The organism is Citrobacter sp. wls718, assembly GCF_005280945.1.
Classification (GTDB): Bacteria; Pseudomonadota; Gammaproteobacteria; order Enterobacterales; family Enterobacteriaceae; genus Citrobacter; species Citrobacter gillenii.
Map to the genome: position 1 here is coordinate 52,737 of NZ_SZWV01000034.1, position 25,177 is coordinate 77,913.

Genomic DNA, 25,177 nt, shown 5'->3' on the forward strand with positions numbered 1-25,177 from the left:
ATCTAAAAAAGCGCCAACGCGCGAAAACCAATGCGTCGTTAATCTCAATGGTGCAACGCTTTTCAGATATCACCATCATGTTTGGCGGACTGTGGCTGGTCTGTGAACTGAGCGGTTTGCCCTTCCTGTACATGCACCTGCTGGTGGCGTTGATCACGCTGGTGGTTTTTCAGATGCTGGGGGGGATCACCGATTTTTACCGTTCCTGGCGCGGGGTCAAAATTTCCACCGAGCTGGTGCTGCTGCTGCAAAACTGGACGCTGAGCCTGGTTTTCAGCGCGGGGTTAATTGCCTTTAACAACGATTTTGATAACCGATTCGCCGTCTGGCTGGCGTGGTATCTGCTGTCCAGCGTCGGTCTGCTGCTGTGCCGCGCGTTTATTCGCTACATTGCAGGGTGGCTGCGCAATCGTGGATATAACACCCGTCGGGTGGCGGTAGCGGGCGATCTCCCTGCCGGACAGCTGCTGCTGGACAGCTTTCGCCATGAACCGTGGCTGGGCTTTGAAGTGGCGGGCGTCTATCACGATCCCGTCCCAGGAAAAAACTCCCGCGACTGGGCCGGAAATCTGCAACAGCTGGTGGATGACGCTAAAGCTGCCCGCATTCACAACGTCTATATTGCCATGTCGATGAATGACGGCACCCGCGTAAAAAAACTGGTGCGCGACCTGGCCGACACCACCTGTTCGGTGATCCTGATCCCCGACGTCTTTACCTTCAACATCCTGCATTCACGCATTGAAGAGATGAACGGTGTGCCGGTGGTGCCGCTGTACGACACGCCGCTGTCGGGCATTAATCGCTTGCTGAAACGCGCGGAAGATATCGTGCTGGCTTCGCTAATCCTGCTGCTGATTTCCCCGGTGCTGTGCGGCATTGCGCTGACGGTGAAGCTCACCTCAAAGGGGCCGGTGATTTTCCGCCAGACCCGCTACGGCATGGACGGTAAGCCGATCAATGTGTGGAAGTTTCGCTCGATGAAGGTGATGGAAAACGACGCGGTCGTCACCCAGGCGACGCAAAACGATCCGCGTGTCACCCGCGTGGGTAATTTCCTGCGCCGCACCTCGCTCGATGAGCTGCCGCAGTTTATTAACGTGCTGACCGGTGGCATGTCGATCGTCGGGCCGCGCCCGCACGCGGTGGCACACAACGAGCAATACCGCACGCTTATCGAAGGCTACATGCTGCGCCATAAGGTGAAACCCGGCATTACCGGCTGGGCGCAAATCAACGGCTGGCGCGGGGAAACCGACACGCTGGAAAAAATGGAAAAACGGGTGGAGTTTGACCTCGAGTACATTCGCGAATGGAGCGTGTGGTTCGATATCAAGATTGTTTTTCTGACGGTATTTAAGGGTTTTGTTAACAAAGCGGCGTATTAAACATGAGCTTACGAGAAAAAACCCTTAACGGTGCCAAGTGGTCGGCGATTGCCACGGTTTTCATCATTGGCCTTGGGCTGATTCAGATGACCGTGCTGGCGCGCATCATTGACGCCCATCAGTTCGGTCTGCTGACCGTGTCGCTGGTGATTATCGCACTGGCCGATACGCTCTCCGACTTCGGCATTGCCAACTCGATTATCCAGCGCAAAGCGATTGGCTATCTTGAACTTACCACCCTGTATTGGCTGAACGTCGGGCTAGGGATGCTGGTGTGCCTGGCGATGTTCCTGCTCGGTGAGGTGATTGCTGATGTCCTGAATAACCCCGACCTGGCACCGCTGATTAAAACGCTGTCGCTGGCGTTTGTGCTGATCCCGCACGGGCAGCAGTTCCGTGCGCTGATGCAAAAGGACATGGAGTTCAACAAAATTGGCATGATTGAAACCAGCGCGGTACTGGCCGGGTTTACCGTGACCGTGATCGGCGCCCATTTCTGGCCGCTGGCGATGACTGCCATTCTGGGGTATCTGGTGAACTGCGCGCTGCGTACGCTGCTGTTTGGGTATTTTGGCCGCCAGATTTACCGCCCCGGGCTGCATTTTTCACTCGCATCGGTGACGTCGAACTTGCGCTTTGGCGCCTGGCTGACGGGGGACAGCATCATCAATTATATCAACACCAATCTTTCCACGCTGGTGCTGGCCCGAACGCTGGGCGCAGGCGTGGCGGGCGGATTTAATCTGGCCTGGAACGTGGCGGTGGTCCCGCCCATCAAGCTGAACCCGATTATCACCCGCGTGCTGTTTCCGGCGTTTGCCAAAATACAGGACGACAGTGAAAAACTGCGGGTGAACTTCTACAAACTCCTGTCGGTGGTCGGCATTATCAACTTCCCGGCACTACTGGGCCTGATGGTAGTGGCGAACAATCTGGTACCGCTGGTGTTCGGTGAGAAATGGCGCGCCATCGTCCCAATCCTGCAACTGCTGTGTGTTGTTGGGCTGCTGCGCTCTGTCGGTAATCCGATAGGTTCGTTACTGATGGCAAAAGCCCGCGTTGATATCAGCTTCAAATTCAATGTCTTCAAAACCTGTCTGTTTATTCCGGCCATTCTCGTTGGCGGACATCTGGCAGGCGCGATGGGCGTGACGCTGGGCTTTTTGCTGGTGCAGGTAGTCAACACCATTCTCAGCTACTTCGTGATGATTAAACCGGTGCTGGGGCCGAGCTACAGGCAGTACATGCTCAGCCTGTGGCTGCCGTTTTATCTCTCCATACCGACGCTGGTGATTAGCTATGGACTGGGCATTGTGCTGCAGGGCCAACTGGCGTTAAGCCTGCTGCTGGGTCTGCAGGTAGCGGCGGGCGCGCTGGCATTTGCGGTGACGATTGTGCTGTCGCGCCACCCGCTGGTGGCGGAACTCAAGCGCCCGTTTTGCCGCAGTGAAAAAATGAAAACCTTGCTCCGCGCAGGCTGAATTGGGTTTGTTGTAGGTCGGATAAGGCGACAGCCTCCATCCGGCAATGATTGAAAGAGGTCATGATGAAAGTATTAATTCTCGGCAACCATACCTGCGGCAACCGTGGCGACAGCGCCATTTTGCGCGGTTTGCTGGATGCTATTAACACGCTGCAACCGCAGACGGAAGTGGATGTGATGAGCCGTTATCCGGTGAGCTCTTCCTGGCTGCTCAATCGCCCGGTGATGGGCGATCCGCTGTATTCGCAGATGAAGCAGCACAATAACGCCGCCGGCGTAGTGGGGCGGGTGAAGAAAGTCCTGCGTCGGCGCTATCAGCATCAGGTTTTGCTCTCGCGTGTGACCGATTCCGGTAACCTGCGCAATATCGCCATCGCCCAAGGGTTTACTGATTTTGTCCGTCTGCTGTCGCGCTATGACGCCATCATCCAGGTGGGGGGATCGTTTTTTGTCGATCTGTACGGCGTGCCGCAGTTTGAACATGCTCTGTGCACATTTATGGCGAAAAAACCGCTGTACATGATCGGTCATAGCGTCGGGCCGTTCCAGGATGCACAATTTAACCAACTGGCGAATTACGTCTTCGGCCACTGTAATGCCCTGATTTTGCGTGAGTCCGTGAGTCTGGACTTGATGAAACGCAGCGAAATCACGACCGAGAAAGTGGAGCACGGCGTCGATACCGCCTGGCTGGTTGATAATCATCAGGACGATTTTGAACCCAGCTATGCCGTCCGGCACTGGCTACACACGGTGGCACAGCAAAAAACCGTCGCCATCACCCTGCGGGAGCTGGCGCCGTTTGATAAACGTCTGGGCACCACGCAGCAGGCCTATGAGCAGGCGTTTGCCGGGGTGGTGAACCGTATCCTCGACGAGGGTTACCAGGTGATGGCGCTATCAACCTGTACCGGCATCGACAGTTACAACAAAGATGACCGCATGGTAGCGCTGAATCTGCGCCAGTACGTTAACGATCCGGCCCGGTATCACGTGGTGATGGACGAACTGAATGACCTCGAAATGGGGAAAATTCTCGGGGCGTGCGAGTTAACCGTGGGCACCCGTCTGCACTCTGCCATTATTTCCATGAACTTTGATACCCCGGCGATTGCCATCAACTACGAGCATAAATCAGCGGGGATTATGCAGCAGCTGGGGCTGCCGGAGATGGCGATTGACATCAGCCATCTGCTGGACGGCAGTCTGCAAACGCAGGTGGCCGACGTGCTCGGGCAGTTGCCAGCCCTCAGTATACGGCTGAATGAGGCCGTGCAGCGTGAGCGTGAACACGGCATGCGCATGGTGCAATCGGTACTGACGCGCATTGAGGAGCAAAAATGAAGGTTGGCTTTTTCCTGCTTAAATTTCCGCTCTCATCTGAGACCTTTGTGCTGAATCAGATAACCGCGTTTATCGATATGGGTTACGACGTCGAAATTGTCGCGTTGCACAAGGGCGATCTCGAGAACACACATGCCGCCTACGAGGCGTACCGATTGGCCGACAAAACGCACTGGCTGCTCGACGAGCCGCAAGGCAAGCGAGCCAAGCTGCAATACCGAGGCGCGGCGGCGTGGCAGGGCATTACCCGGGCGGCGACCTGGAAAGCGCTGAATATCTCTCGCTATGGCGAAGAAGCGCGCAACCTGATTCTGGCAGCGATATGTGGGTTAACCCGTAAAACGTTTCATGCCGACGTGTTTATTGCCCACTTTGGACCGGCGGGCGTGACGGCGGCGAAGCTGCGTGAACTGGGCGTGATAAGCGGCAAAATCGCCACGGTGTTTCATGGCATCGATATTTCGCACCGGGAGGTGCTCGCCCGCTATACCCCGGAGTATCAAACGCTGTTTCAGCGCGGTGATCTGATGCTGCCCATCAGCCATCTGTGGGCCGGACGGTTAAAAAATATGGGCTGCCCGCCACAGAAGATTGCCGTATCGCGCATGGGCATTGATATGACGCGCTTTACTCCCCGGGAGGTGAAAGCGCCGGGAGAAACGCTGGAAATTCTTTCGGTTGCGCGACTTACCGAGAAAAAAGGGCTGCATGTGGCTATCGAAGCCTGTCGTCAGCTAAAAGCGCAGGGCGTGGCGTTTCGGTATCGCATTCTGGGAATTGGCCCGTGGGAGCGGCGCCTGCGCACGCTGATTGAGCAGTATCAACTCGATGATGTGATTGAGATGCCCGGCTTTATGCCCAGTCATCAGGTCAAAGCGATGTTAGAACAGGCGGATGTATTTCTGCTGCCCTCCATCACGGGAGCGGATGGCGACATGGAGGGGATCCCGGTAGCGCTGATGGAGGCGATGGCGGTGGGGATCCCGGTAGTGTCTACCGTGCACAGCGGTATTCCTGAGCTGGTGGAGTCCGGTAAATCCGGCTGGCTGGCGCCTGAAAACGATGCGCAGTCGCTGGCTGAACGGCTGGCGGCGTTCAGTCAGCTTGATAGTCAGGAGGTGACACCGATTGTGCTGCGCGCGCGTAAAAAAATCGCCACGGAATTCAATCAATCCGTTATCAATAAACAGTTAGCCAGCCTGCTGCACGCGCTGTAAACCGAGGTTGTATGCCAGAGAAAAAACTCTCCCGCCGTACCTTTATTACGGCAGGCTCTGCGCTTGTCGTACTCCATTCTCCCGCTGTAAGGGCGCTGGAAGCCGCGCGCAGCGTCAATATTCAGGATTATAACCCGAATGACTGGGTCGCTTCTTTCCGCCAGGCATTCGCTGAAGGGCAAACCGTCGTGGTCCCTGCGGGTGTGGTCTGTGAAAACATGAATACCGGCGTATTTATCCCACCGGGCAAAACGTTACGCATACTCGGGCGCGTGAGCGGCAACGGGCGCGGGCGGTTTGTTCTGCAGGAGGGAAGTCAGGTAACCGGGGAGGGCAGTGGGAGCCTGCACAATATCACCCTCGACGTGCGGGGATCGGACTGCGTCATCAAAGGACTTGCGATGAGCGGTTTCGGCCCGGTGACACAAATTTATATCGGCGGCAAGACCCCACGGCAGATGCGCAATCTGATGATTGACGATATCACCGTCAGCCACGCGAACTATGGCATCCTGCGCCAGGGATTTCACAACCAGATGGACGGTGTGCAGATCACCAACAGTCATTTTAGTGATCTGCAGGGCGATGCCATCGAGTGGAATGTGGCGATTAACGACCGCGACATCCTCATCTCGGATCATGTTATTGAGCGCATTAACTGCACCAATGGCAACGTGAACTGGGGGATTGGCATCGGACTGGCGGGCAGCACGTATGACAATAGCTACCCGGACGCGCAGGCGGTGAAAAACTTTGTGGTGGCGAATATCACCGGATCTGATTGTCGCCAACTGGTCCATGTTGAGAACGGCAAACACTTTATCATTCGTAATGTTAAGGCTCGCAATATCACCCCGGATTTCAGTAAGAAAGCGGGCATTGATAATGCCACGATAGCTATTTATGGTTGTGACAATTTCGTGATTGATAATATCAATATGAAACAGAGTGCAGGCATGTTAATTGGTTACGGCGTAATCAAAGGGCGTTATTTATCTATTCCGCAAAACTTTAAGCTGAATAATATTCATCTGGATAATAGTCAGCTCGAGTCTACTTTACGCGGCATTCAAATTTCATCAGGCAATGCAACGTCGTTTGTTGCCATCACCAACGTGGAGATGAGGCGGGCGACGCTGGAACTGCACAATCAACCGCAGCATCTTTTTTTACGCAATATCAAGGTGATGCAAAAATCTGCCGTTGGGCCTGCGCTGAAGATGCACTTCGACCTCCGTAAGGATGTGCGCGGCAAGTTTATGGCTAAACAGGACACACTGCTGTCGCTGGCCAACGTCCATGCGGTGAACGAAGCCGGGCAAAGTTCGGTTGATATCGACAGAGTGAATCATCAGGTGGTGAACGTCGAGGAAGTGAACTTTCAACTGCCGGAGCGGGTGCGGTAATTTTACGACCATTCCTAGCTTAAGTTACGCACACTTGGGGTTAAGATTACTGCATTCCGTAGATAAGCGGCGTAACATACCCGCCAACTGAGCAATGTAATTCATACTGGCTAAAACACGCTAAAAAGCTATAATTCAGCAACTAAAGAATAGGTGAATGACGTAATGGTTAATTTGAAAGCAGTTATTCCGGTAGCGGGTCTGGGGATGCACATGCTGCCTGCCACGAAGGCAATCCCTAAAGAGATGCTGCCGATTGTCGACAAGCCGATGATTCAGTACATTATCGACGAAGTTGTGGCTGCTGGGATCAAAGAAATCGTTCTGGTGACGCATGCATCCAAGAATGCCGTTGAGAACCATTTCGACACCTCTTATGAATTAGAATCGCTCCTTGAGCAGCGTGTGAAGCGTCAGCTGCTGGCCGAAGTGCAGTCCATCTGTCCTCCGGGCGTGACCATTATGAACGTGCGTCAGGCGCAATTGCTGGGCCTGGGCCATTCGATTCTGTGCGCGCGGCCCATCGTTGGCGACAACCCTTTTGTGGTGGTGCTGCCCGACGTTGTGCTAGATACGGCAAGTGCCGATCCGTTACGTTATAACCTGGCCGCAATGGTGGCTCGTTTTAATGAAACCGGGCGCAGCCAGGTACTGGCTAAACGTATGCAAGGCGATCTTTCTGAATATTCGGTCATTCAGACGAAGGAGCCTTTAAACAACGAAGGTAACATTAGCCGCATCGTCGAGTTCATTGAAAAACCCGATCAGCCGCAAACGCTGGATTCCGATCTGATGGCAGTAGGGCGCTATGTTCTTTCTGCTGACATTTGGGCTGAACTGGAAAAAACTGAACCTGGTGCCTGGGGACGTATCCAACTGACCGATGCAATTGCTGAGCTGGCGAAAAAACAGTCTGTTGATGCCATGCTGATGACCGGCGATAGTTACGACTGCGGCAAAAAAATGGGTTATATGCAGGCATTTGTGAAGTACGGACTGCGCAATCTGAAGGAAGGGGCGAAGTTCCGCAAGGGCATTGAGAAGCTACTGAGCGAATAGATTTTAGTCTTAAGTGACGATTTGCAACAAAAAATAGCGGCAGTTAACATCCTAGCGTCTATGCTTGATGCACGGGAATGTTACTGTCGTTTTTTTTGTAAAAAACAAAGAATAACAACAAGTTAACCTACTAAGTTTAATCTGCTTTTTGTTGGATTTTTTCTTGTTTCTGGTCGCATTTGGTAAGACAATTAGCGTTTGAATTTTAGATAGCTTCGCGCTAACTGGCGAGGCTAGTTACATCATTAAGTAGTGCTCTGGTTGCTGCAAAGCCAGGGGCGGTAGCGTGCATAATGCCCAGATGCGTGCATTATGTGCCAGCATATTAAATAGTATTCGTATAAACGATATTCGGAATTAAAACGTGAAAATACTAGTTACTGGTGGGGCGGGTTTCATTGGATCTGCAGTAGTTCGTCATATTATTAAAGATACTCAGGATACCGTTGTTAATGTCGATAAACTTACCTACGCCGGTAACCAGGAGTCCCTTGCCGAAGTCAGCGAAAATAATCGCTACTATTTTGAACACGCGGATATCTGTGATAAAGCGGCAATGGAGCGTATTTTTGCCACTCATCAACCGGATGCGGTGATGCATCTTGCGGCTGAGAGTCATGTTGATCGCTCTATTACTGGTCCTGCAGCCTTTATTGAAACCAATATCGTCGGCACTTATGTATTACTTGAAGCTGCTCGTGGCTATTGGAACGGGTTGGATGCAGATAAGAAACAGGCATTCCGTTTCCATCATATCTCCACGGATGAAGTATACGGCGATCTGCCACACCCAGACGAAGTTCCTGCCGGTAGCGTGTTACCTCTGTTTACTGAAAAGACGGCTTATGCGCCAAGTAGTCCATACTCTGCTTCTAAAGCATCCAGCGATCACCTGGTCCGGGCATGGTTACGCACTTATGGTTTCCCAACGATCGTCACTAACTGTTCCAATAACTACGGGCCATATCACTTCCCTGAAAAACTAATCCCGCTGGTGATTCTGAACGCGCTGAAAGGTAAAGCATTGCCAATTTATGGCAAAGGCGACCAGATTCGTGACTGGCTTTATGTCGAAGATCACGCCCGAGCGTTGTACACCGTAGTGACCCAGGGGATTGTAGGTGAAACATACAATATTGGTGGTCATAACGAGAAGAAAAACCTCGATGTAGTCCATACAATCTGCGATCTGTTAGATGAGATTGTACCCAAAGCAACATCGTATCGAGAGCAAATTACCTATGTCACCGATCGCCCTGGCCATGACCGTCGTTACGCTATTGATGCGGATAAAATTAGCCGTGAATTAGGCTGGAAACCACAGGAAACGTTTGCAAGTGGGATTCGTAAAACGGTTGAATGGTACTTGAGCAATACCCAATGGGTTGAGAACGTAAAAAGTGGAGCATACAAGACCTGGATTGAACAGAACTATGGAGAACGTCAGTAATGAATATTCTGCTGTTCGGGAAAAATGGTCAGGTAGGTTGGGAGCTTCAACGGGCACTCGCCCCTCTGGGAAATATTATTGCTCTTGATGTGCATTCGAGCGATTACTGCGGAGACTTTAGTAACCCCGAAGGTGTTGCAGAAACCGTACGAAAAATACGCCCAGATGTAATAGTGAATGCCGCTGCACATACTGCGGTGGATAAAGCTGAAACAGAAGCGGAATTTGCCCAATTGCTCAATGCGACAAGCGTAGAAGCTATCGCCAGAGCTGCAGCTGAAACAGGCGCGTGGGTGGTACATTACTCAACGGATTACGTTTTCCCTGGTACCGGTGAAACACCGTGGTCTGAAGATGACGCCACGGCACCACTGAATGTTTACGGTGAAACGAAACTGGCTGGCGAAAGAGCGCTGCAGGAACATTGTCCAAAACACCTTATTTTCCGCACCAGCTGGGTTTATGCCGGTAAAGGCAATAATTTCGCCAAAACTATGCTACGTCTGGCTAAAGAGAGGACGGAACTTTCTGTCATCAACGATCAGTATGGCGCTCCGACAGGTGCTGAGTTACTGGCGGATTGTACCGCTCACAGTATCCGCGTTGCGTTGAAAAATCATGAGGTAGCGGGTCTTTATCACCTTGTTGCCGGTGGTGTCACTTCATGGCATGGCTATGCTGCCCTCGTGTTTGCTGAAGCCAGAAACGCTGGCGTTCAGCTGGCAATCAATCAGCTAAATGAAGTACCGACCAGAGCTTATCCAACACCGGCTCGCCGACCAGCTAACTCTCGTCTTAATACTGAAAAATTCCAGCGTAGTTTTGGGCTTGTTCTTCCTCACTGGGAGAGTGGCGTAAAACGTATGTTGAACGAATTGTTTGCTGCTGCGGCAATCTGAACATAATGTTAGTACCCACAATTGGGTATTTTTACATATAAAGAGATAATGAAATGAAAACCCGTAAAGGCATTATTTTAGCTGGTGGATCTGGCACCCGTTTATATCCGGTTACCATGGCTGTCAGTAAACAGTTGTTGCCTATTTATGATAAACCGATGATTTATTATCCGCTTTCTACTCTGATGCTGGCGGGTATTCGTGACATCCTGATTATTAGTACGCCGCAAGATACTCCACGTTTTGAACAATTATTAGGCGATGGCAGTCAGTGGGGGCTCAATCTTCACTATAAAGTACAGCCAACACCGGACGGATTGGCTCAGGCATTTATTATTGGTGAGGAATTTATCGGGAATGATGACTGCGTATTAGTGCTTGGTGATAATATTTTTTACGGTCATGACCTGCCTAAATTAATGGATACAGCTGTTAATCAAGAAAGCGGCGCAACCGTATTTGCATACCATGTCAATGACCCTGAACGCTACGGAGTTGTTGAATTCGATAAGAATGGAACTGCTATTAGCCTTGAAGAAAAGCCGCTGGAGCCTAAAAGTAATTATGCGGTTACCGGATTATATTTCTATGACAACGATGTGGTAGAACTGGCCAAAAATTTAAAGCCTTCCGCACGTGGTGAACTTGAAATTACTGATATCAATCGAATCTACATGGAGCAGGGGCGTTTGTCCGTTGCGATGATGGGGCGTGGTTATGCTTGGCTGGACACAGGTACACACCAGAGTCTGATTGAGGCCAGTAACTTTATTGCCACGATTGAAGAGCGACAAGGTCTGAAGATCTCCTGCCCGGAAGAGATTGCTTATCGTAAGGGTTTCATTGAAGCTGCACAGGTCGTAAAACTTGCAGAACCCTTGTCGAAAAATGATTACGGCAAATATCTTATAAAAATGGTTAAAGGTTTATAAGAGATGAATGTTATTAAAACAGCAATTCCAGACGTTTTAATTTTTGAGCCAAAAGTATTTGGAGATGACCGAGGGTTCTTTTTCGAAAGTTTTAATCATAGAATCTTCGAGGAAGCAGTGGGTCGCAAAATATCTTTTTTACAAGATAACCACTCGAAATCTCGCAAAGGAGTACTGAGAGGTCTGCATTTTCAAAAAGGAGATCATGCACAAGGTAAATTAGTGCGCTGTTCTCTGGGTGAAGTATTTGATGTCGCAGTCGATATACGCACCAGTTCACCGACATTCGGAAAATGGGTCGGGGTGCATCTGTCAGCAGAAAATAAAAAGCAATTGTGGATTCCTGAAGGTTTTGCACATGGTTTCGTCACTCTTAGCGAAACTGCGGAGTTCCTTTATAAAGCAACTAATTATTATGCGCCATCTGCTGAAGGCAGTATATTGTGGAGTGATGACGCAATTGGTATCGAATGGCCGATAACACAGCATCCTGAACTTTCAGCGAAAGATGCGATTGCTCCGTTGTTAAAACAAACTTCATTATTTGAGTAAAAATTACTGTGTCACATCTAATCAAAATTTTCCCATCAAATATCGAATTCTCTGGAGAAGATGATTCATCAATCCTCGATTCTGCACTGGTTGTGGGTATACATTTGGAACACAGTTGTAAAAATGGGGATTGCGGAGTTTGTGAATCGATACTACTCGACGGAGAAGCCGAAGATCCGTTGGGGAGAGTATATGGGCGAGGGGATAAAGTCCTGACGTGCAATTGTAAGCCCAAGAGTAACCTACAACTGCATGCTATATACTATCCTGAATTGCAAGGACAGGTAAAAAAGATTGTGCCTTGCAAAGTAAATAGTATTGAGCTCGTCTCTGCAGACGTCATGAAGTTAACTCTTCGTTTACCACCGACTGCAAAAATGGACTTTCTTCCGGGCCAATATATTAACCTGCAGTATAAGGGCGTAACGCGTAGCTATTCTATTGCGAATAGCAATGAAGCTGATGGGATTGAGTTACACATCAGAAATGTTGCTAATGGTCAAATGAGCTCATTGATTTTCAGTGAACTACAAGTTAACACTCTGATGCGTATTGAAGGCCCATGTGGAACATTTTTTATTAGAGAAAGTGACCGTCCTATTATTTTTATCGCGGGGGGGACTGGATTTGCCCCGGTTAAAGCCATGGTTGAGCACTTGGTGAGAAATGCATCATCTCGCGAAATCTATATCTATTGGGGTATGCCTATAGCCAAAGATTTTTATAGTGCATTACCGCAAGAACTAGATGAAAAATTTGAACAAATTCATTTTGTTCCGGTGGTGTCTGGTGATGATCCAACATGGGGTGGGCGAAAAGGTTTTGTTCACCATGCAGTAATAGAAGATTTTGATTCACTGGAGCCATTTGATATCTATGCCTGTGGTTCGCCAGTTATGATCGATGTCAGTAAAAAAGACTTTATTTCCAAAAAAATGTCAGTTGATAATTTCTATTCTGATGCTTTTACCGCATCTAAATAAAATAGAGGATTAAGTATGAAAGCGGTGATTTTGGCTGGTGGGCTTGGTACCAGATTAAGTGAAGAAACAATAGTAAAACCAAAGCCAATGGTTGAAATTGGTGGTAAACCGATTCTTTGGCATATTATGAAAATGTACTCTGCCCACGGCGTTAAAGATTTTATTATCTGCTGTGGGTATAAAGGGTATGTAATCAAAGAATATTTTGCAAACTATTTCCTACATATGTCTGATGTAACATTCCATATGGCAGAGAATCGAATGGAAGTTCATCACAAGCGTGTAGAACCATGGAACGTAACTTTGGTTGATACAGGTGATTCTTCTATGACTGGCGGACGTTTGAAGCGCGTAGCCGAATATGTAAAAGATGATGAAGCCTTCCTGTTTACCTATGGCGATGGTGTTGCTGATATTAATATCCGAGCGACAATTGATTTTCATAAAGCACATGGTAAAAAAGCGACCCTGACAGCGACTTTTCCTCCGGGACGTTTTGGTGCGCTGGATATCCGTGGTGGCCAGGTTCAATCATTTCAGGAGAAACCGAAAGGCGATGGTGCAATGATTAACGGCGGCTTCTTTGTACTGAATCCATCAGTAATTGATCTCATTGAAAATGATGCGACTACCTGGGAACAAGAGCCGTTGATGACATTGGCGAAACAGGGTGAACTCATGGCCTATGAGCATGCAGGATTCTGGCAGCCGATGGACACGCTGCGTGATAAAACGTATCTTGAAGGTCTATGGGAAAAAGGGACAGCCCCCTGGAAAACGTGGGAGTGATATCGTGATTGATAAGAGCTTCTGGCAGGGTAAGCGTGTATTTATTACCGGTCATACGGGGTTTAAGGGGGGGTGGCTTTCTCTTTGGCTAAGTGAAATGGGCGCAACGCTAAAAGGGTATTCCCTTGATGCCCCCACCACCCCAAGTTTATTTGATACTGCCAATATCAGTTCGCTGATGGAGTCGGAAATAGGTGATATTCGTGATTTTGAAAAATTACGTGACTCAATAGCATCTTTTAAGCCAGAAATTATTTTCCATATGGCAGCACAGCCTCTTGTCAGACTGTCTTACAAAGAACCTATTGAAACTTATTCAACGAATGTCATGGGTACAGTGCATTTACTTGAAGCGGTAAAACAAGTTGGTGGCATAAAGGCTGTAGTCAATATCACCAGCGATAAATGCTATGAAAATCGTGAATGGGTTTGGGGTTACCGAGAAAACGAAGCTATGGGCGGTTATGATCCATACTCTAATAGCAAAGGATGTGCTGAATTAGTTGCTTCTGCATTTCGTAGTTCGTTTTTTAATCCTCAAAATTATGCTCACCATGGTGTTGGTCTTGCTTCAGTTAGAGCAGGAAACGTTATTGGTGGTGGTGATTGGGCGGAAGATCGTCTGATTCCCGATATTTTGCGTTCTTTTGAGAATGACCAGCAGGTTGTTATTCGTAACCCTCACTCCATTCGGCCATGGCAACACGTACTTGAACCCCTTTCAGGGTATCTCGTGGTTGCACAAAACCTCTACACTGACGGTGTGAAATACTCAGAAGGTTGGAATTTTGGACCTCGTGAAGAGGATGCTAAAACGGTTGAGTTTATTGTCGATAAGATGGTTACGTTGTGGGGAGAGGGGGCGAGTTGGTTGTTGGATGGCAAGGATCATCCACATGAGGCACACTATCTCAAACTGGACTGCTCAAAAGCGCATATGCAATTAGGTTGGCACCCTCGATGGGCGCTAGTTGAAACACTTGGTCGTATTGTTAAATGGCACAAAGCATGGATAAACGGCTCGGATATGCTGGAATATTCGAAACGTGAAATTCATGATTACATGACCACTACTACTTTTAGCTAAAATAGATAAGTACAGGAATTATAGCAATGACAGCAAAAAACCTGCGTGAACAAATTTCCAAACTCGTTGCCGAGTATGCCAATGAGGCGTTAAGCCCAAAATCTTTTAATGCAGGTGTGAGTGTTGTACCACCTTCAGGAAAGGTCATCGGTGCCAAAGAATTGCAGCTGATGGTTGAAGCATCTTTAGATGGATGGCTTACCACGGGGCGTTTTAATGATGCTTTCGAAAAGAAACTCGGTGAATTTATTGGTGTGCCTCACGTATTAACAACCACTTCAGGCTCATCAGCAAACTTGTTAGCGTTAACTGCATTGACCTCACCAACATTAGGCGACCGCGCACTGAAGGCAGGTGATGAAGTTATTACTGTCGCAGCAGGATTTCCCACAACTGTTAACCCAACAATCCAGAACGGATTGATTCCAGTTTTTGTTGATGTAGATATCCCAACTTATAATGTTGATGCTTCTCTTATTGAAGCTGCTGTGAGTGAAAAATCAAAAGCGATTATGATCGCGCACACATTGGGTAACACGTTTGATCTAACTGAAGTTCGCCGTATTGCAGATAAGTATAATCTTTGGTTAATCGAAGATTGCTGTGATGCACTTGGCTCGACGTATGATGGCCAGATGGTAGGTACATTTGGCGATATTGGAACCGTGAGTTTCTATCCAGCTCACCATATCACGATGGGAGAGGGTGGTGCTGTCTTCACCAAATCGGGTGAGTTAAAGAAATTGATTGAGTCTTTCCGCGACTGGGGACGTGATTGTTACTGCGCACCTGGCTGTGATAATACCTGCGGGAAACGTTTTGGTCAGCAACTTGGTTCTCTGCCGTTCGGATACGATCACAAATACACCTATTCTCATTTGGGTTATAACCTGAAGATTACGGATATGCAGGCTGCATGTGGCCTGGCACAGCTAGAGCGCGTTGAAGAGTTTGTGCAAAAGCGCAAAGAGAACTTTGTATATCTTAAGCAAGGTTTACAATCCTGTGCTGAGTTTCTTGAGTTGCCGGAAGCCACTGCGAAATCTGACCCATCCTGGTTCGGTTTCCCTATCACACTTAAAGAAACTAGCGGTGTTGAACGTATCGATTTAGTGAAGTTTCTTGATGAGGCCAAAATCGGTACCCGTTTGTTATTTGCAGGTAATCTGACCCGTCAGCCGTATTTCGCGAATGTGAAGTATCGAGTTGTGGGTGAATTAACTAATACAGACCGTATAATGAATCAGACCTTCTGGATTGGCATTTATCCAGGATTGACTACTGAGCACTTAGACTATGTAGTTAGTAAGTTTGAAGAGTTCTTTGGTTTGAATTTCTAATTTAAAATTAAGTAAACCACGAACCAGAGATATTCTGGTTCACCTGATTTCTGAGGTTACAATGAAAGCTTCTGATGCTATTGCTGAAGTGCTAAGTGCAAATCATGTTGAGTATGGTTTTGAGCTTATTGGTGGAATGATTGCCCATCTCGTAGATAGTATTAACGTTCTGGGCAAAACTAAAATGATCTCTTTGCATCATGAACAAGCCGCAGCATTTGCAGCCGGTGGCATTGCTCGTGCAACAAACAATCAGAAATTAGGGTTGGCGTTGGGCACTAGTGGGCCTGGAGCAACAAACCTAATAACAGGCATTGCTGACTGTTGGCTTGATAGTTGCCCATGCATTTTTATAACAGGTCAGGTTAATACTAATGAACTCAAGTTAGGAAGAAATATCAGACAGCAAGGCTTCCAGGAACTTGATATCGTTAGCATTGTTAAAACAATTACTAAGTTTGCACATCAAATAACATGCAAAGAAGAAATCATTCCGGTGTTACAGCAGGCAATTGATGCTGCAAGAAGTGATCGTCCAGGCCCGGTATTAATCGATATTCCAATGGATCTGCAGCGTGCAGAGTTACCGGACGATGTTATTGACTATCTCTCCGCTAAAAAAGATATACGTGACACCAACAGTAATAGCGTGAAGATATTTGACGAAGTGTTCTCGTTACTCTCCAACGCTAGTAAGCCAATATTTCTTATTGGAGGAGGAGCAATTAATGAGCCTCACTTTACCGCATGGCAAAAAGTTATATCTGAATATGGCCTACCTCACGTAAGTAGTCTGAAAGGAAGTGAAAAGGTAAGGCAGCAACCAGCGTACTACGGAATGATTGGAAGTTACGGTACCCGAACGGCTAACTATGCCGTACAAAATTGCGATTTATTGGTTGTTCTCGGTAGCCGTATGGATGTGAGACAGACAGGTGCTGACATCGCTGACTTTGCTCGAAATGCTAAAATCATACAAATTGATCTTGATAAATCTCAGCTTGAAAATAGAGTCATAGCTGACATCAATATCAATTCAACTTGCGAAGAATTTTTAGTAGCTCATCTACAGTGTTTAGAAGGGCGAAGCTATATAGAAAAAACATCGTGGCAACTCGAATTAGATGCACACTGGCAGGAAAACTTTCAGGACGAATATATAGATTGGTCAATTAGTCCATTCCAGATATGTCAAACGATTAGCAATGTCTTTAAAAATAAGCCAGTTCATTATGTGGCTGATGTTGGTAATAACCAGATGTGGGTTGCTCACTCTTTACTCTTAGGAGAAAGGCAGTCAATTCATCATTCCGGTGGCCTTGGCGCTATGGGGTTTGCTATTCCAACTGCAATTGGTGTTGCCTATGCAGGTGAATGTCCCGCAGTGATATTAACCGGTGATGGTGGTGCTCAATTGAATATTCAGGAGTTAGATATTATTGCCAGAGAGCATCTTCCTGTATTGACGATTGTCTTCAATAATCAGTCGTTGGGGATGGTTCGTGCATTCCAGGAAATGTATTTTGATGGACGCAATGACTCTACTTTTTGGAGTGGTTATAGTTCATCTTTCAGCAGCATTGGTAAAGCTTACAATATTGAATCATTCACCACTGCCGATTTATCCGAGTTTTCAAGTTATATCAACAACTTTATTAAAGATCCTAAGCCAATGCTCATTGAGGTTTTAATGAGCGATGCTCGTGAGTGTCGCCCACGACTTGCATTTGGAAACCCGATTGATAAACAGTATCCGCTTAAGGACAAGTAAGCATGCAGCATATCGCAATTCTTGGAGCAACAAGCCAAATCGCTAAAGATCTCATCCTAAGATTCTCCAGTGATGATGTCGTTCTTTATTTATACGGCAGGGATTTGAAAAAAATAAAAGAATGGAGCGTGCTCTACAATATAAATGTTCGCATAGAGAATATTTTACACATAGATTTTTTTGAACATTCTATTAATTATACAGCAATCATCAATTGTGTCGGGATAGGTAGTTCAAAAACAGCGGTAATTGATGCTGAAGTGTACCATCTGACCGAAAAATATGACGCTATTGTGATGAAGTATCTAAGTAAAAATGCGTCATGCAAATACTTATATTTAAGTAGTGGCGGAGTCCATGGGGATATCTATAGTACGGCCAATGAACTAAACGATAAATGTGTTTTCAATATAAATGAAAATGAAAAATTAGATTGGTATGGCTTGTCTAAATTATCTTCAGAAATTAAGCACAGAGCCAATAGTATATTCTCTATCGTAGATCTCCGCATATATGGGTATGTAAGTGAATTTCAAGATATAAATTCACCTTTTTTCTTATCCGAAATGATTGGCTGTGTTTTGCGTGGTGATGAATTTATAACGACAACAGTTGATATGTATCGAGATTATATCCATCCCGATGATTTACATAGATTAATTTGTAAAATTATCAGCTATGATAGTATTAATTGCGCAATAGAGTGTTCTAGCAAAGCATATACAAGCAAAAAAGAAATATTAGAAATGATGTCGTCAGAATTCAATTTGAAATATCGAAGCATAGAAAATGAGAATTATATTGGTCAAGGTAGAATATATTATTATCCGACAGGAATAGATTGTGGGATTGCGTTAGATTACGAACCCAAATTCACATCACTTGAAAGTATTAAAGATGCTTTTATAAAAATAAAGAATACGGTTGAAAAGTCGAATGATTGATAGGTTTTTTAAACTGACATCGATAGATTTTCATATTGGTGTGACATTATTATATAGATTATGGACTATCATGGCAGGGGGTGTGCTGCTAATAATTGTTCCTCTATATATGAGTGAAAATCAACAAGGGTATTATTTTACATTCGCAAGCATTATTGGGTTGCAAGTTTTTTTTGAATTAGGTTTCAATTATGTCATATCTCAGATGATCAGCCATGAAATGGCGCATCTGAATATAGAAAATAAAAGAGTTATTAAAGGTAGAGAAGTTAATTTAAACCGACTTCATTCCCTGCTTATTATGTTAAAGAAATGGTACATATGCATAGCTGTAATGTTTTTTGTAATTGTTCTGCCTATTGGTATATATTTCTTCTGCGAAAACCCACATTTAAGCATGAATGAATGGTTGCCGGCCTGGACATTGATTGTCATATTTACAGCGATGAATTTATTTATTAGCCCTTTTCTATCGGTGCTTGAGGGAATGGGTTTTGTCGGCGATGTTGCATTAATTAGACTTGTGCAATCAGTTATTGGATATAGCTTATTTTTTGTATTTTTGATTCTAGGCTATAGCTTAATCTCGGTGCCTTTTATTAGCGGTTCAGCAGTTATAATATCGGCCTTTTATGTCTTCTTTGTTTTTAGAAAGTTATTATTTATTAATGCTGTAATTAAACAAGAAAACAAAATCTCATGGAAAAAGGAAATTTTCCCATTCCAGTGGCGTATTGCACTTAGCTGGTTAAGTGGGTATTTTATTTTTCAATTGTTTACGCCAATATTGTTTATACATCAAGGTGCCGTAGAGGCTGGTAAACTTGGATTAACATTACAAATATTTACCACGCTATTAACATTGTCTATGAGTTGGATGAACGCAAAAGGACCGATAATGGGGCGGCTTATTGCTATTAATGATAGAGTAAGTTTAAACTCAATGTTTATATCATTATTAATAAAATCCACGCTTGCAAATGTAATATTATCAACTTTATTTATATTTTTTTACATGGTACTAAAAAAATATGGCTTTAATTTCGTTGATAGAATTTCTAGTTTAGATGTGATCTATACTCTAGCTTTTACAACCTTTATGAATCATATAATCTTTTCTATGGCTCTGTATATGAGAGCTCATAAGAAAGAACCTATGTTATCTAATTCAATTACAGTTGGTGCTCTAACAGTATTATCTATACTGTATTTTTCACGCGAAAGTGTCATTGCAACCATCGCTTCGTACAGTCTAATCATTACCTTGGTTTGCTTCCCATGGTGTTGTTATTTGTTTATTCGTTACTTTAAAATGGAATTTTCTCATGGAAAGTAATTTACTACACGACTCTCGCAGTACTGGAAACGTTATTTTAACAATTGCAATTCCAACATATAAAAGACTAGACTTGTTGATCGAAACATTACAACGTACGTTCGCCTTAAAATTTACTATTCCATGTGAAATTATCGTCGTTGATAATGATTGTGATAATTTTGAAATTGCTGATAAATGTATCTCATTTTTTAAAGAAGAAAAGTTCGCATACTACAAGAACATAGAAAATTACGGGGCCTGTGGGAATTGGAACCGTTGTTTGGAGCTAGCAGAAGGAAAACTAGTTACAATATTACATGATGATGATTATCTTCATGAGAACTTCCCCAGTGAGCTAGAAGACATAATTAGGAATGTAGAAGATATAAATAATTTTAACCTCATTGGTTTTGATGCTATATACAGCGATCAGCGTAAACCTAAAGATACAGATATAGATAACTTTCTTTTCAAAAATCTAAAAAAAGCATTGAAGTACATTCAGTCGTTGACTAAGAAAAAGAATAAAGACACAATTTCAAATAAAACTCTCAAAGATCTTGCTGTCGCTATCAACGGTGGCTTTCATTCAACTTTAGGTGTTGTAATGAACCGTGAAAGAGCGCTTAGAATTGGTGGTTTTAATAATGACTGGTATCCAATATTAGATTATGATTTCTATGTGCGGTGGGTCAACACATATGGTGTCGTGCAATTTAAGAATACTATCGCGGCCACGTATCGAATACTTGAAAACGATTCTGTTAAGGAAAGTGTTCGACAGGGAGTTGTGAATAAGAACTATGAGTTAAGAATGTTAATCAGCCGAGTTGGTGGTGATATACCTCATCTTGCAAGATTAGCAAAATACTCAAGAGATTATGAAGAGTACACTACAAAAATGTATTGGGGTGAAAACAAACAGGTTGTATATAAAGAATTAATAAATGCAGTGTATTCTAAAGTTATGTTTCATTTATTCTTGCGTTTCTATTGAAACTTATTTTTTTTGATTTTGAGACGGTATAAGTGAAAAATATAATACATTTGATTAATTCTCTTACCTAATTTTCTCAGTGAGACATCTACTTTGTGATAGTTATTTATACATTAGTAGTGATCGCGTATTTAGTGGGTAACATATTTGTATGTTTTTCTTAATGGTACTGCTTTATATAATAGCATCATGCCCTTTTTATTTTGGGGTAGTGTCATACATCGCAATATTACTCATTGTTGTTATTAATCTGGTGTCGAAGAAATTATCACTTATTAGATATTTTTTCATGTTTAGTATTACATTCTTTCTGTTAATTAACACCCTGCGTTTGGGGTCTTTTTCAGAGATGGATTTAACAGCCTTTAATTTTTCTTTACAGCTAATATTGTTATGCAGCTTAGATTTAAAGAAAGGTAAGGATATAAGCATCATTTATACCAGCTTATCGCTACAAGTGGCATTATCCCTGCTTTTTGGACTTTGGGGGTATATGAGCAATAATTTCATAATGCTCGTTGATGCAGGGCAGGCAAAAGGAATTGCTGGTTTTTATGCATTAAGAGGGCTTTATTCGACACCGCAGATATTAGCAAGCATAAGTGTGTTGCTTATCGTTCTATCTGTAATGCTCGGTATAAAATCCAGACGTAATCAGGTCGTGTTGGTAATGAGTATGACGAGTTTACTCCTCAGCCTTAATCGAGTGAATATTCTTGTCCTTTGTATTCTTGCTGGTTTATGCATGATTAAGCTGGTCCGACATAAGATTCTTCTCCTAGTTTTAATGTCCACAATATTAGTGATATTGATGTTGTCAATCGATAACACAAACAATTTTATGAATGCCGCAACACTAGATAGCAGACTTTTACTTATCAAAGGCGTTATCAGTACAATCGATATAACATCTGTATCCGGTGTTATATTTGGGAATTTTAAATCGTTCAGTTTCTATCTTCCTCAATATTTTATCCATGTTTCATACGTCGAAAATGGTTTCCTGTCGATTCTTAAATATTTTGGTGTTTTTGGGCTGTTAGCTTATATTGGTAGTGCCCTATATCTAGTTATGAACCTTATCAAAAATAAGATGTATATCTTATCGATATACGCCATCTGTTATTTTTTCATAGTTCAAAATATGACTCACGAATTCGTCCATATAATATTCCCCTTGCTCTTTGCAATGTTTTTGGCTTTCACAAACCATAAAAGTTTACGATTTAACCCGAATTATTAGTGTGACGATAATGCTATTTTTTTCGCTGTCGACCTCTTATGTTTTCAAGTTAAGGATGAAGTATAATGCTCCGTAACCTACTTAGCACACTATCGTATAATGATGAAGCCTATAATCTAAGAATTCTATTGCGAGTTTTTATTATGTTTATTCGAGGTTTTTTGAAAACCATTTTTTCGAAAGGGAGATATTGTTATCCATTGTTTTTTTCAAAAAATGTTCAAATTGTTGGAAACAGAAGTAATTTAATTATTGGCAAGATGGTTAAAATAGAATCAAATGCAGTAATTCATGCGGATTCTGTGAAGGGTATAGTCATCAATAATGGATGCACTATCGGGTCGGGCACAAGCATAAGACCCTCAGGTTTTTATGGCGGAAATAAGGGTGAGGGATTGGTGCTGGGAAAGAACTCAGCAATTGGTATTAATTCTTTTATTGGGTGCTCTGGTTTTATAAAGATTGGGGAAGATGTTATTGCTGGTCCCAATCTAACTATGATAGCAGAGAATCATGTTTTTTCAGATCGTAACATTCCAATTAAGCATCAGGGCGTTAGTATTGGAGCTATTACAATAGAAGATAATGTGTGGATTGGCTGTAACGTCACCATCCTAAGTAACGTCACAATCGGTTCTGGCTCAGTCATCGCTGCAGGTTCTATAGTGAATAAATCATTTCCTCCTAACTCGTTAATTGCTGGCGTGCCGGCTAAGTTAGTTAGGGAGATATAAAGCAATGAACAACAAATCAAAAACATATTTTATACATCTCTACGATGATTATAGCGGTAGCCCTAGAGTATTAAGCGAAATGATCAATGCTGTTGATGGAAACAAAGTATTAATCACTAGCGATAGCAATGGGATACTGTCTAAAGTGAATGGTGTAAAAAGCATTTTCTTTTATTATAAAGTTGGGAAGGCTACACTCAGTAAATTATTATTATTTCTGTATGCAAATGTAGTTATTTTTTTTATTTTATTTAACCTCCTTCTAAGAGATAAAATTAAAAGAATTAAATCAACGGTTGTGATTAATACAATGTTACCTTTTGGCGCATTAATTGCTGCTGGTTTATTCCGGAGAAAGGTGGTTGTATACTTACACGAAACATCAATAAAGCCTGCACTATTAAAGAAAACTCTTAGGTTTTTTATCTCTAAGTTTGCTGCAGAGATTATTTATGTTTCGAAGTTTTTGAGGGATGTAGAGGATTTTCCTCAGGTTACACAGAAAACGGTTATTTATAACCCCGTGAGTCCGCTGTTAATAAATGATGTTATAGATTTAAAACATAAATATAACAGTAAGAATGTCGTTTTTCTGTCTTCATTAGTTCCTTATAAAGGCATTAATGATTATATAAAAATTGCGAGCAACTCAAGTGCAGCTAATGATGGATTGATTTTTAATTTGGTCCTTAATTGCACAGTTGATGATTTTATAAAATTCAAACAGCAAGTACCTTTGCCTCATAATATACGGCTATTCAATCGGCCTGATAATCTTAAAGAAATATATTTTGATTCAGGTATTGTTCTGAATCTTTCAAATCCAAATAAATGGATTGAAACTTTTGGGCTCACCCTTGCTGAAGGAATGTCAAATGGACTCGTGCCAATAGGTCCTGAGGCTGGCGGTCCGCTCGAAATTATAAGGGAGGGATGTGGTTTTTGCATAAACCATGATGAGCATGATGCTATATTGATGAAGATTAATTATCTTTTTAGTAATGAAGATGAATATATGCTGTATGCCAATAATTCAATGATGCACAGTAAAATCTACTCCTTGGATCATTATAAAAATTCACTGCACAGTTTTTTTGAAAAAATTTAATCACATGAAAACAATAGCAATAATTGGTACTGCTGGTATTCCCGCCTGTTACGGTGGATTCGAAACCCTTGCTGAAAATTTAACAAAGTACTCCTCTGCCGAGTGTGCTTATACAGTCTATTGCTCTGAAAAAATGTATACTGATAAAAAAAGTCAGTATAATAAAGCGATACTGGAATACATACCTCTCAATGCCAATGGCAGCCAAAGTATTCCATATGATATTATTTCACTATTCAAATCACGAAAATTTGATGTAATTCTTATACTGGGTGTTTCTGGGTGTATATTTCTTCCGATTCTGAGAATGTTCACTAATGCCAAGATTGTTACCAACATTGATGGCCTTGAGTGGAAAAGAGATAAGTGGTCAGGTTTTATTCGGATGTTTTTGAAGTTCTCAGAGAAAATGGCAGTTAAGTATTCTGATGTTGTTATTGCTGATAATGAACAAATCACAAATTATGTTCGAGAAGAGTATGGCATTGATGCAAAAACAATTGCTTATGGCGGTGATCATGTACTTCTGTCCGACTCTATAGGTGGTAAAGATGAATATTTTCTAACCATCTGTCGTATTGAGCCCGAAAATAATATCGAAATGATTCTTTCTGCATTTTCCAGAACGTCCTTGCCATTAAAATTTGTAGGTAATTGGCAAGCCAACCAATATGGAAAAGAGTTGTATGAAAAATATGCAGATTTCGATAATATTGAAATGATTAATCCAATCTATGAGTTGGATAAGCTTTTTGAATTGCGAGCTAATTGCTACTGTTATATACATGGTCATTCTGCCGGCGGGACAAATCCTTCCTTGGTCGAAATCATGCATTTCGCCAAACCTATATTTGCGTTTGATTGTTCATTTAACCGTTATTCTACAGATAATCGCTGTTTCTACTTTAAAGATGCCATTGATTTACATAGTCAACTTATTCATGTCGACGATTCTTTCGACCAATTGAGTCAATGTGCTACAAATATGCATGCCTTAGCGAAAGATAAATATTGCTGGAAAGATATTTCGTCTGCCTATGAACGTATTTTCTTTGAATAGACAGCCACATTGTAAATATTTCAAATGTTTGATATAACCACAACATCCTATCGATATCATTTTTTTCAATTCT

At 43.7% G+C, this 25,177-nt stretch carries 22 protein-coding genes; all 22 read left to right on the top strand.

The window, feature by feature from the left end; translation table 11 throughout:
* Nucleotides 1–1,388: undecaprenyl-phosphate glucose phosphotransferase (gene wcaJ, locus FDW95_RS05920; protein ID WP_137363445.1), on the top strand; the 1,388-nt coding region annotated here is incomplete at its 5' end.
* A 2-nt stretch (nucleotides 1,389–1,390) separates the two neighbouring features.
* Nucleotides 1,391–2,869: an MOP flippase family protein gene (locus FDW95_RS05925; RefSeq protein WP_115258106.1), complete on the top strand. Its 1,479-nt coding sequence runs from the start codon at nucleotides 1,391–1,393 to the stop codon at nucleotides 2,867–2,869.
* Nucleotides 2,870–2,934: 65 nt separating this feature from the next.
* Nucleotides 2,935–4,215 carry a colanic acid biosynthesis pyruvyl transferase WcaK gene (wcaK, locus tag FDW95_RS05930; RefSeq protein WP_115258107.1) on the top strand — a complete coding sequence of 427 codons (1,281 nt, stop codon included), beginning with the start codon at nucleotides 2,935–2,937 and terminating at the stop codon, nucleotides 4,213–4,215.
* The gene (gene wcaL, locus FDW95_RS05935) at nucleotides 4,212–5,432 is read left to right on the top strand and encodes a colanic acid biosynthesis glycosyltransferase WcaL (protein ID WP_115258108.1); all 1,221 of its coding nucleotides are present in this window, start codon (nucleotides 4,212–4,214) and stop codon (nucleotides 5,430–5,432) included. Before wcaK ends, wcaL begins: the two co-directional genes overlap by 4 nt.
* A gap of 11 nt (nucleotides 5,433–5,443) precedes the next feature.
* Nucleotides 5,444–6,838, top strand: a complete 1,395-nt coding sequence (gene wcaM, locus FDW95_RS05940) for a colanic acid biosynthesis protein WcaM (RefSeq protein ID WP_115258109.1) — start codon at nucleotides 5,444–5,446, stop codon at nucleotides 6,836–6,838.
* 165 nt (nucleotides 6,839–7,003) lie between these two features.
* Nucleotides 7,004–7,897 (top strand): GalU regulator GalF, encoded by an 894-nt coding sequence (galF, locus tag FDW95_RS05945; protein ID WP_115258110.1) that lies wholly within the window; start codon nucleotides 7,004–7,006, stop codon nucleotides 7,895–7,897.
* Nucleotides 7,898–8,261: 364 nt separating this feature from the next.
* On the top strand, nucleotides 8,262–9,347 hold the full coding sequence (rfbB, locus tag FDW95_RS05950) for a dTDP-glucose 4,6-dehydratase (RefSeq protein WP_115258111.1): 1,086 nt from the start codon (nucleotides 8,262–8,264) through the stop codon (nucleotides 9,345–9,347).
* Complete coding sequence (gene rfbD / locus FDW95_RS05955; RefSeq protein WP_115258112.1) at nucleotides 9,347–10,246, top strand: dTDP-4-dehydrorhamnose reductase; 900 nt, start codon at nucleotides 9,347–9,349, stop codon at nucleotides 10,244–10,246. Before rfbB ends, rfbD begins: the two co-directional genes overlap by 1 nt.
* A 53-nt stretch (nucleotides 10,247–10,299) precedes the next feature.
* Nucleotides 10,300–11,178: a glucose-1-phosphate thymidylyltransferase RfbA gene (gene rfbA / locus FDW95_RS05960; protein WP_115258113.1), complete on the top strand. Its 879-nt coding sequence runs from the start codon at nucleotides 10,300–10,302 to the stop codon at nucleotides 11,176–11,178.
* A 3-nt stretch (nucleotides 11,179–11,181) separates the two neighbouring features.
* Nucleotides 11,182–11,730 carry a dTDP-4-dehydrorhamnose 3,5-epimerase gene (rfbC, locus tag FDW95_RS05965; protein WP_115258114.1) on the top strand — a complete coding sequence of 183 codons (549 nt, stop codon included), beginning with the start codon at nucleotides 11,182–11,184 and terminating at the stop codon, nucleotides 11,728–11,730.
* Between the two features lie 8 nt (nucleotides 11,731–11,738).
* On the top strand, nucleotides 11,739–12,713 hold the full coding sequence (locus FDW95_RS05970) for an FAD-binding oxidoreductase (RefSeq protein ID WP_115258115.1): 975 nt from the start codon (nucleotides 11,739–11,741) through the stop codon (nucleotides 12,711–12,713).
* Between the two features lie 15 nt (nucleotides 12,714–12,728).
* Nucleotides 12,729–13,502: a glucose-1-phosphate cytidylyltransferase gene (gene rfbF, locus FDW95_RS05975; protein WP_115258116.1), complete on the top strand. Its 774-nt coding sequence runs from the start codon at nucleotides 12,729–12,731 to the stop codon at nucleotides 13,500–13,502.
* Nucleotides 13,503–13,506: 4 nt separating this feature from the next.
* Nucleotides 13,507–14,589 (top strand): CDP-glucose 4,6-dehydratase, encoded by a 1,083-nt coding sequence (rfbG, locus tag FDW95_RS05980; protein ID WP_115258117.1) that lies wholly within the window; start codon nucleotides 13,507–13,509, stop codon nucleotides 14,587–14,589.
* 26 nt (nucleotides 14,590–14,615) lie between these two features.
* A complete protein-coding gene (gene rfbH, locus FDW95_RS05985; protein ID WP_115258118.1) occupies nucleotides 14,616–15,929 on the top strand; it encodes a lipopolysaccharide biosynthesis protein RfbH in 1,314 nt (437 codons plus the stop codon).
* Nucleotides 15,930–15,990: 61 nt separating this feature from the next.
* Entirely contained in the window at nucleotides 15,991–17,700 is a 1,710-nt protein-coding gene (locus FDW95_RS05990) for a thiamine pyrophosphate-binding protein (protein WP_115258119.1), read from the top strand.
* Between the two features lie 2 nt (nucleotides 17,701–17,702).
* Nucleotides 17,703–18,644 (top strand): NAD(P)-dependent oxidoreductase, encoded by a 942-nt coding sequence (locus FDW95_RS05995; RefSeq protein WP_115258120.1) that lies wholly within the window; start codon nucleotides 17,703–17,705, stop codon nucleotides 18,642–18,644.
* Nucleotides 18,637–19,980, top strand: coding sequence for an oligosaccharide flippase family protein (locus FDW95_RS06000; protein WP_115258121.1), 1,344 nt, complete (start codon nucleotides 18,637–18,639; stop codon nucleotides 19,978–19,980). The genes FDW95_RS05995 and FDW95_RS06000 overlap by 8 nt, the downstream gene beginning before the upstream one ends.
* Nucleotides 19,970–20,959: a glycosyltransferase gene (locus FDW95_RS06005; protein WP_115258122.1), complete on the top strand. Its 990-nt coding sequence runs from the start codon at nucleotides 19,970–19,972 to the stop codon at nucleotides 20,957–20,959. Before FDW95_RS06000 ends, FDW95_RS06005 begins: the two co-directional genes overlap by 11 nt.
* A gap of 289 nt (nucleotides 20,960–21,248) precedes the next feature.
* Nucleotides 21,249–22,202, top strand: coding sequence for a hypothetical protein (locus tag FDW95_RS06010; protein ID WP_137363439.1), 954 nt, complete (start codon nucleotides 21,249–21,251; stop codon nucleotides 22,200–22,202).
* Between the two features lie 65 nt (nucleotides 22,203–22,267).
* The gene (locus FDW95_RS06015) at nucleotides 22,268–22,936 is read left to right on the top strand and encodes an acyltransferase (protein ID WP_115258124.1); all 669 of its coding nucleotides are present in this window, start codon (nucleotides 22,268–22,270) and stop codon (nucleotides 22,934–22,936) included.
* A 4-nt stretch (nucleotides 22,937–22,940) separates the two neighbouring features.
* Entirely contained in the window at nucleotides 22,941–24,044 is a 1,104-nt protein-coding gene (locus FDW95_RS06020; protein ID WP_115258125.1) for a glycosyltransferase, read from the top strand.
* Nucleotides 24,045–24,048: 4 nt separating this feature from the next.
* A complete protein-coding gene (locus tag FDW95_RS06025; protein WP_115258126.1) occupies nucleotides 24,049–25,104 on the top strand; it encodes a DUF1972 domain-containing protein in 1,056 nt (351 codons plus the stop codon).
* Nucleotides 25,105–25,177 lie beyond the last annotated feature (73 nt).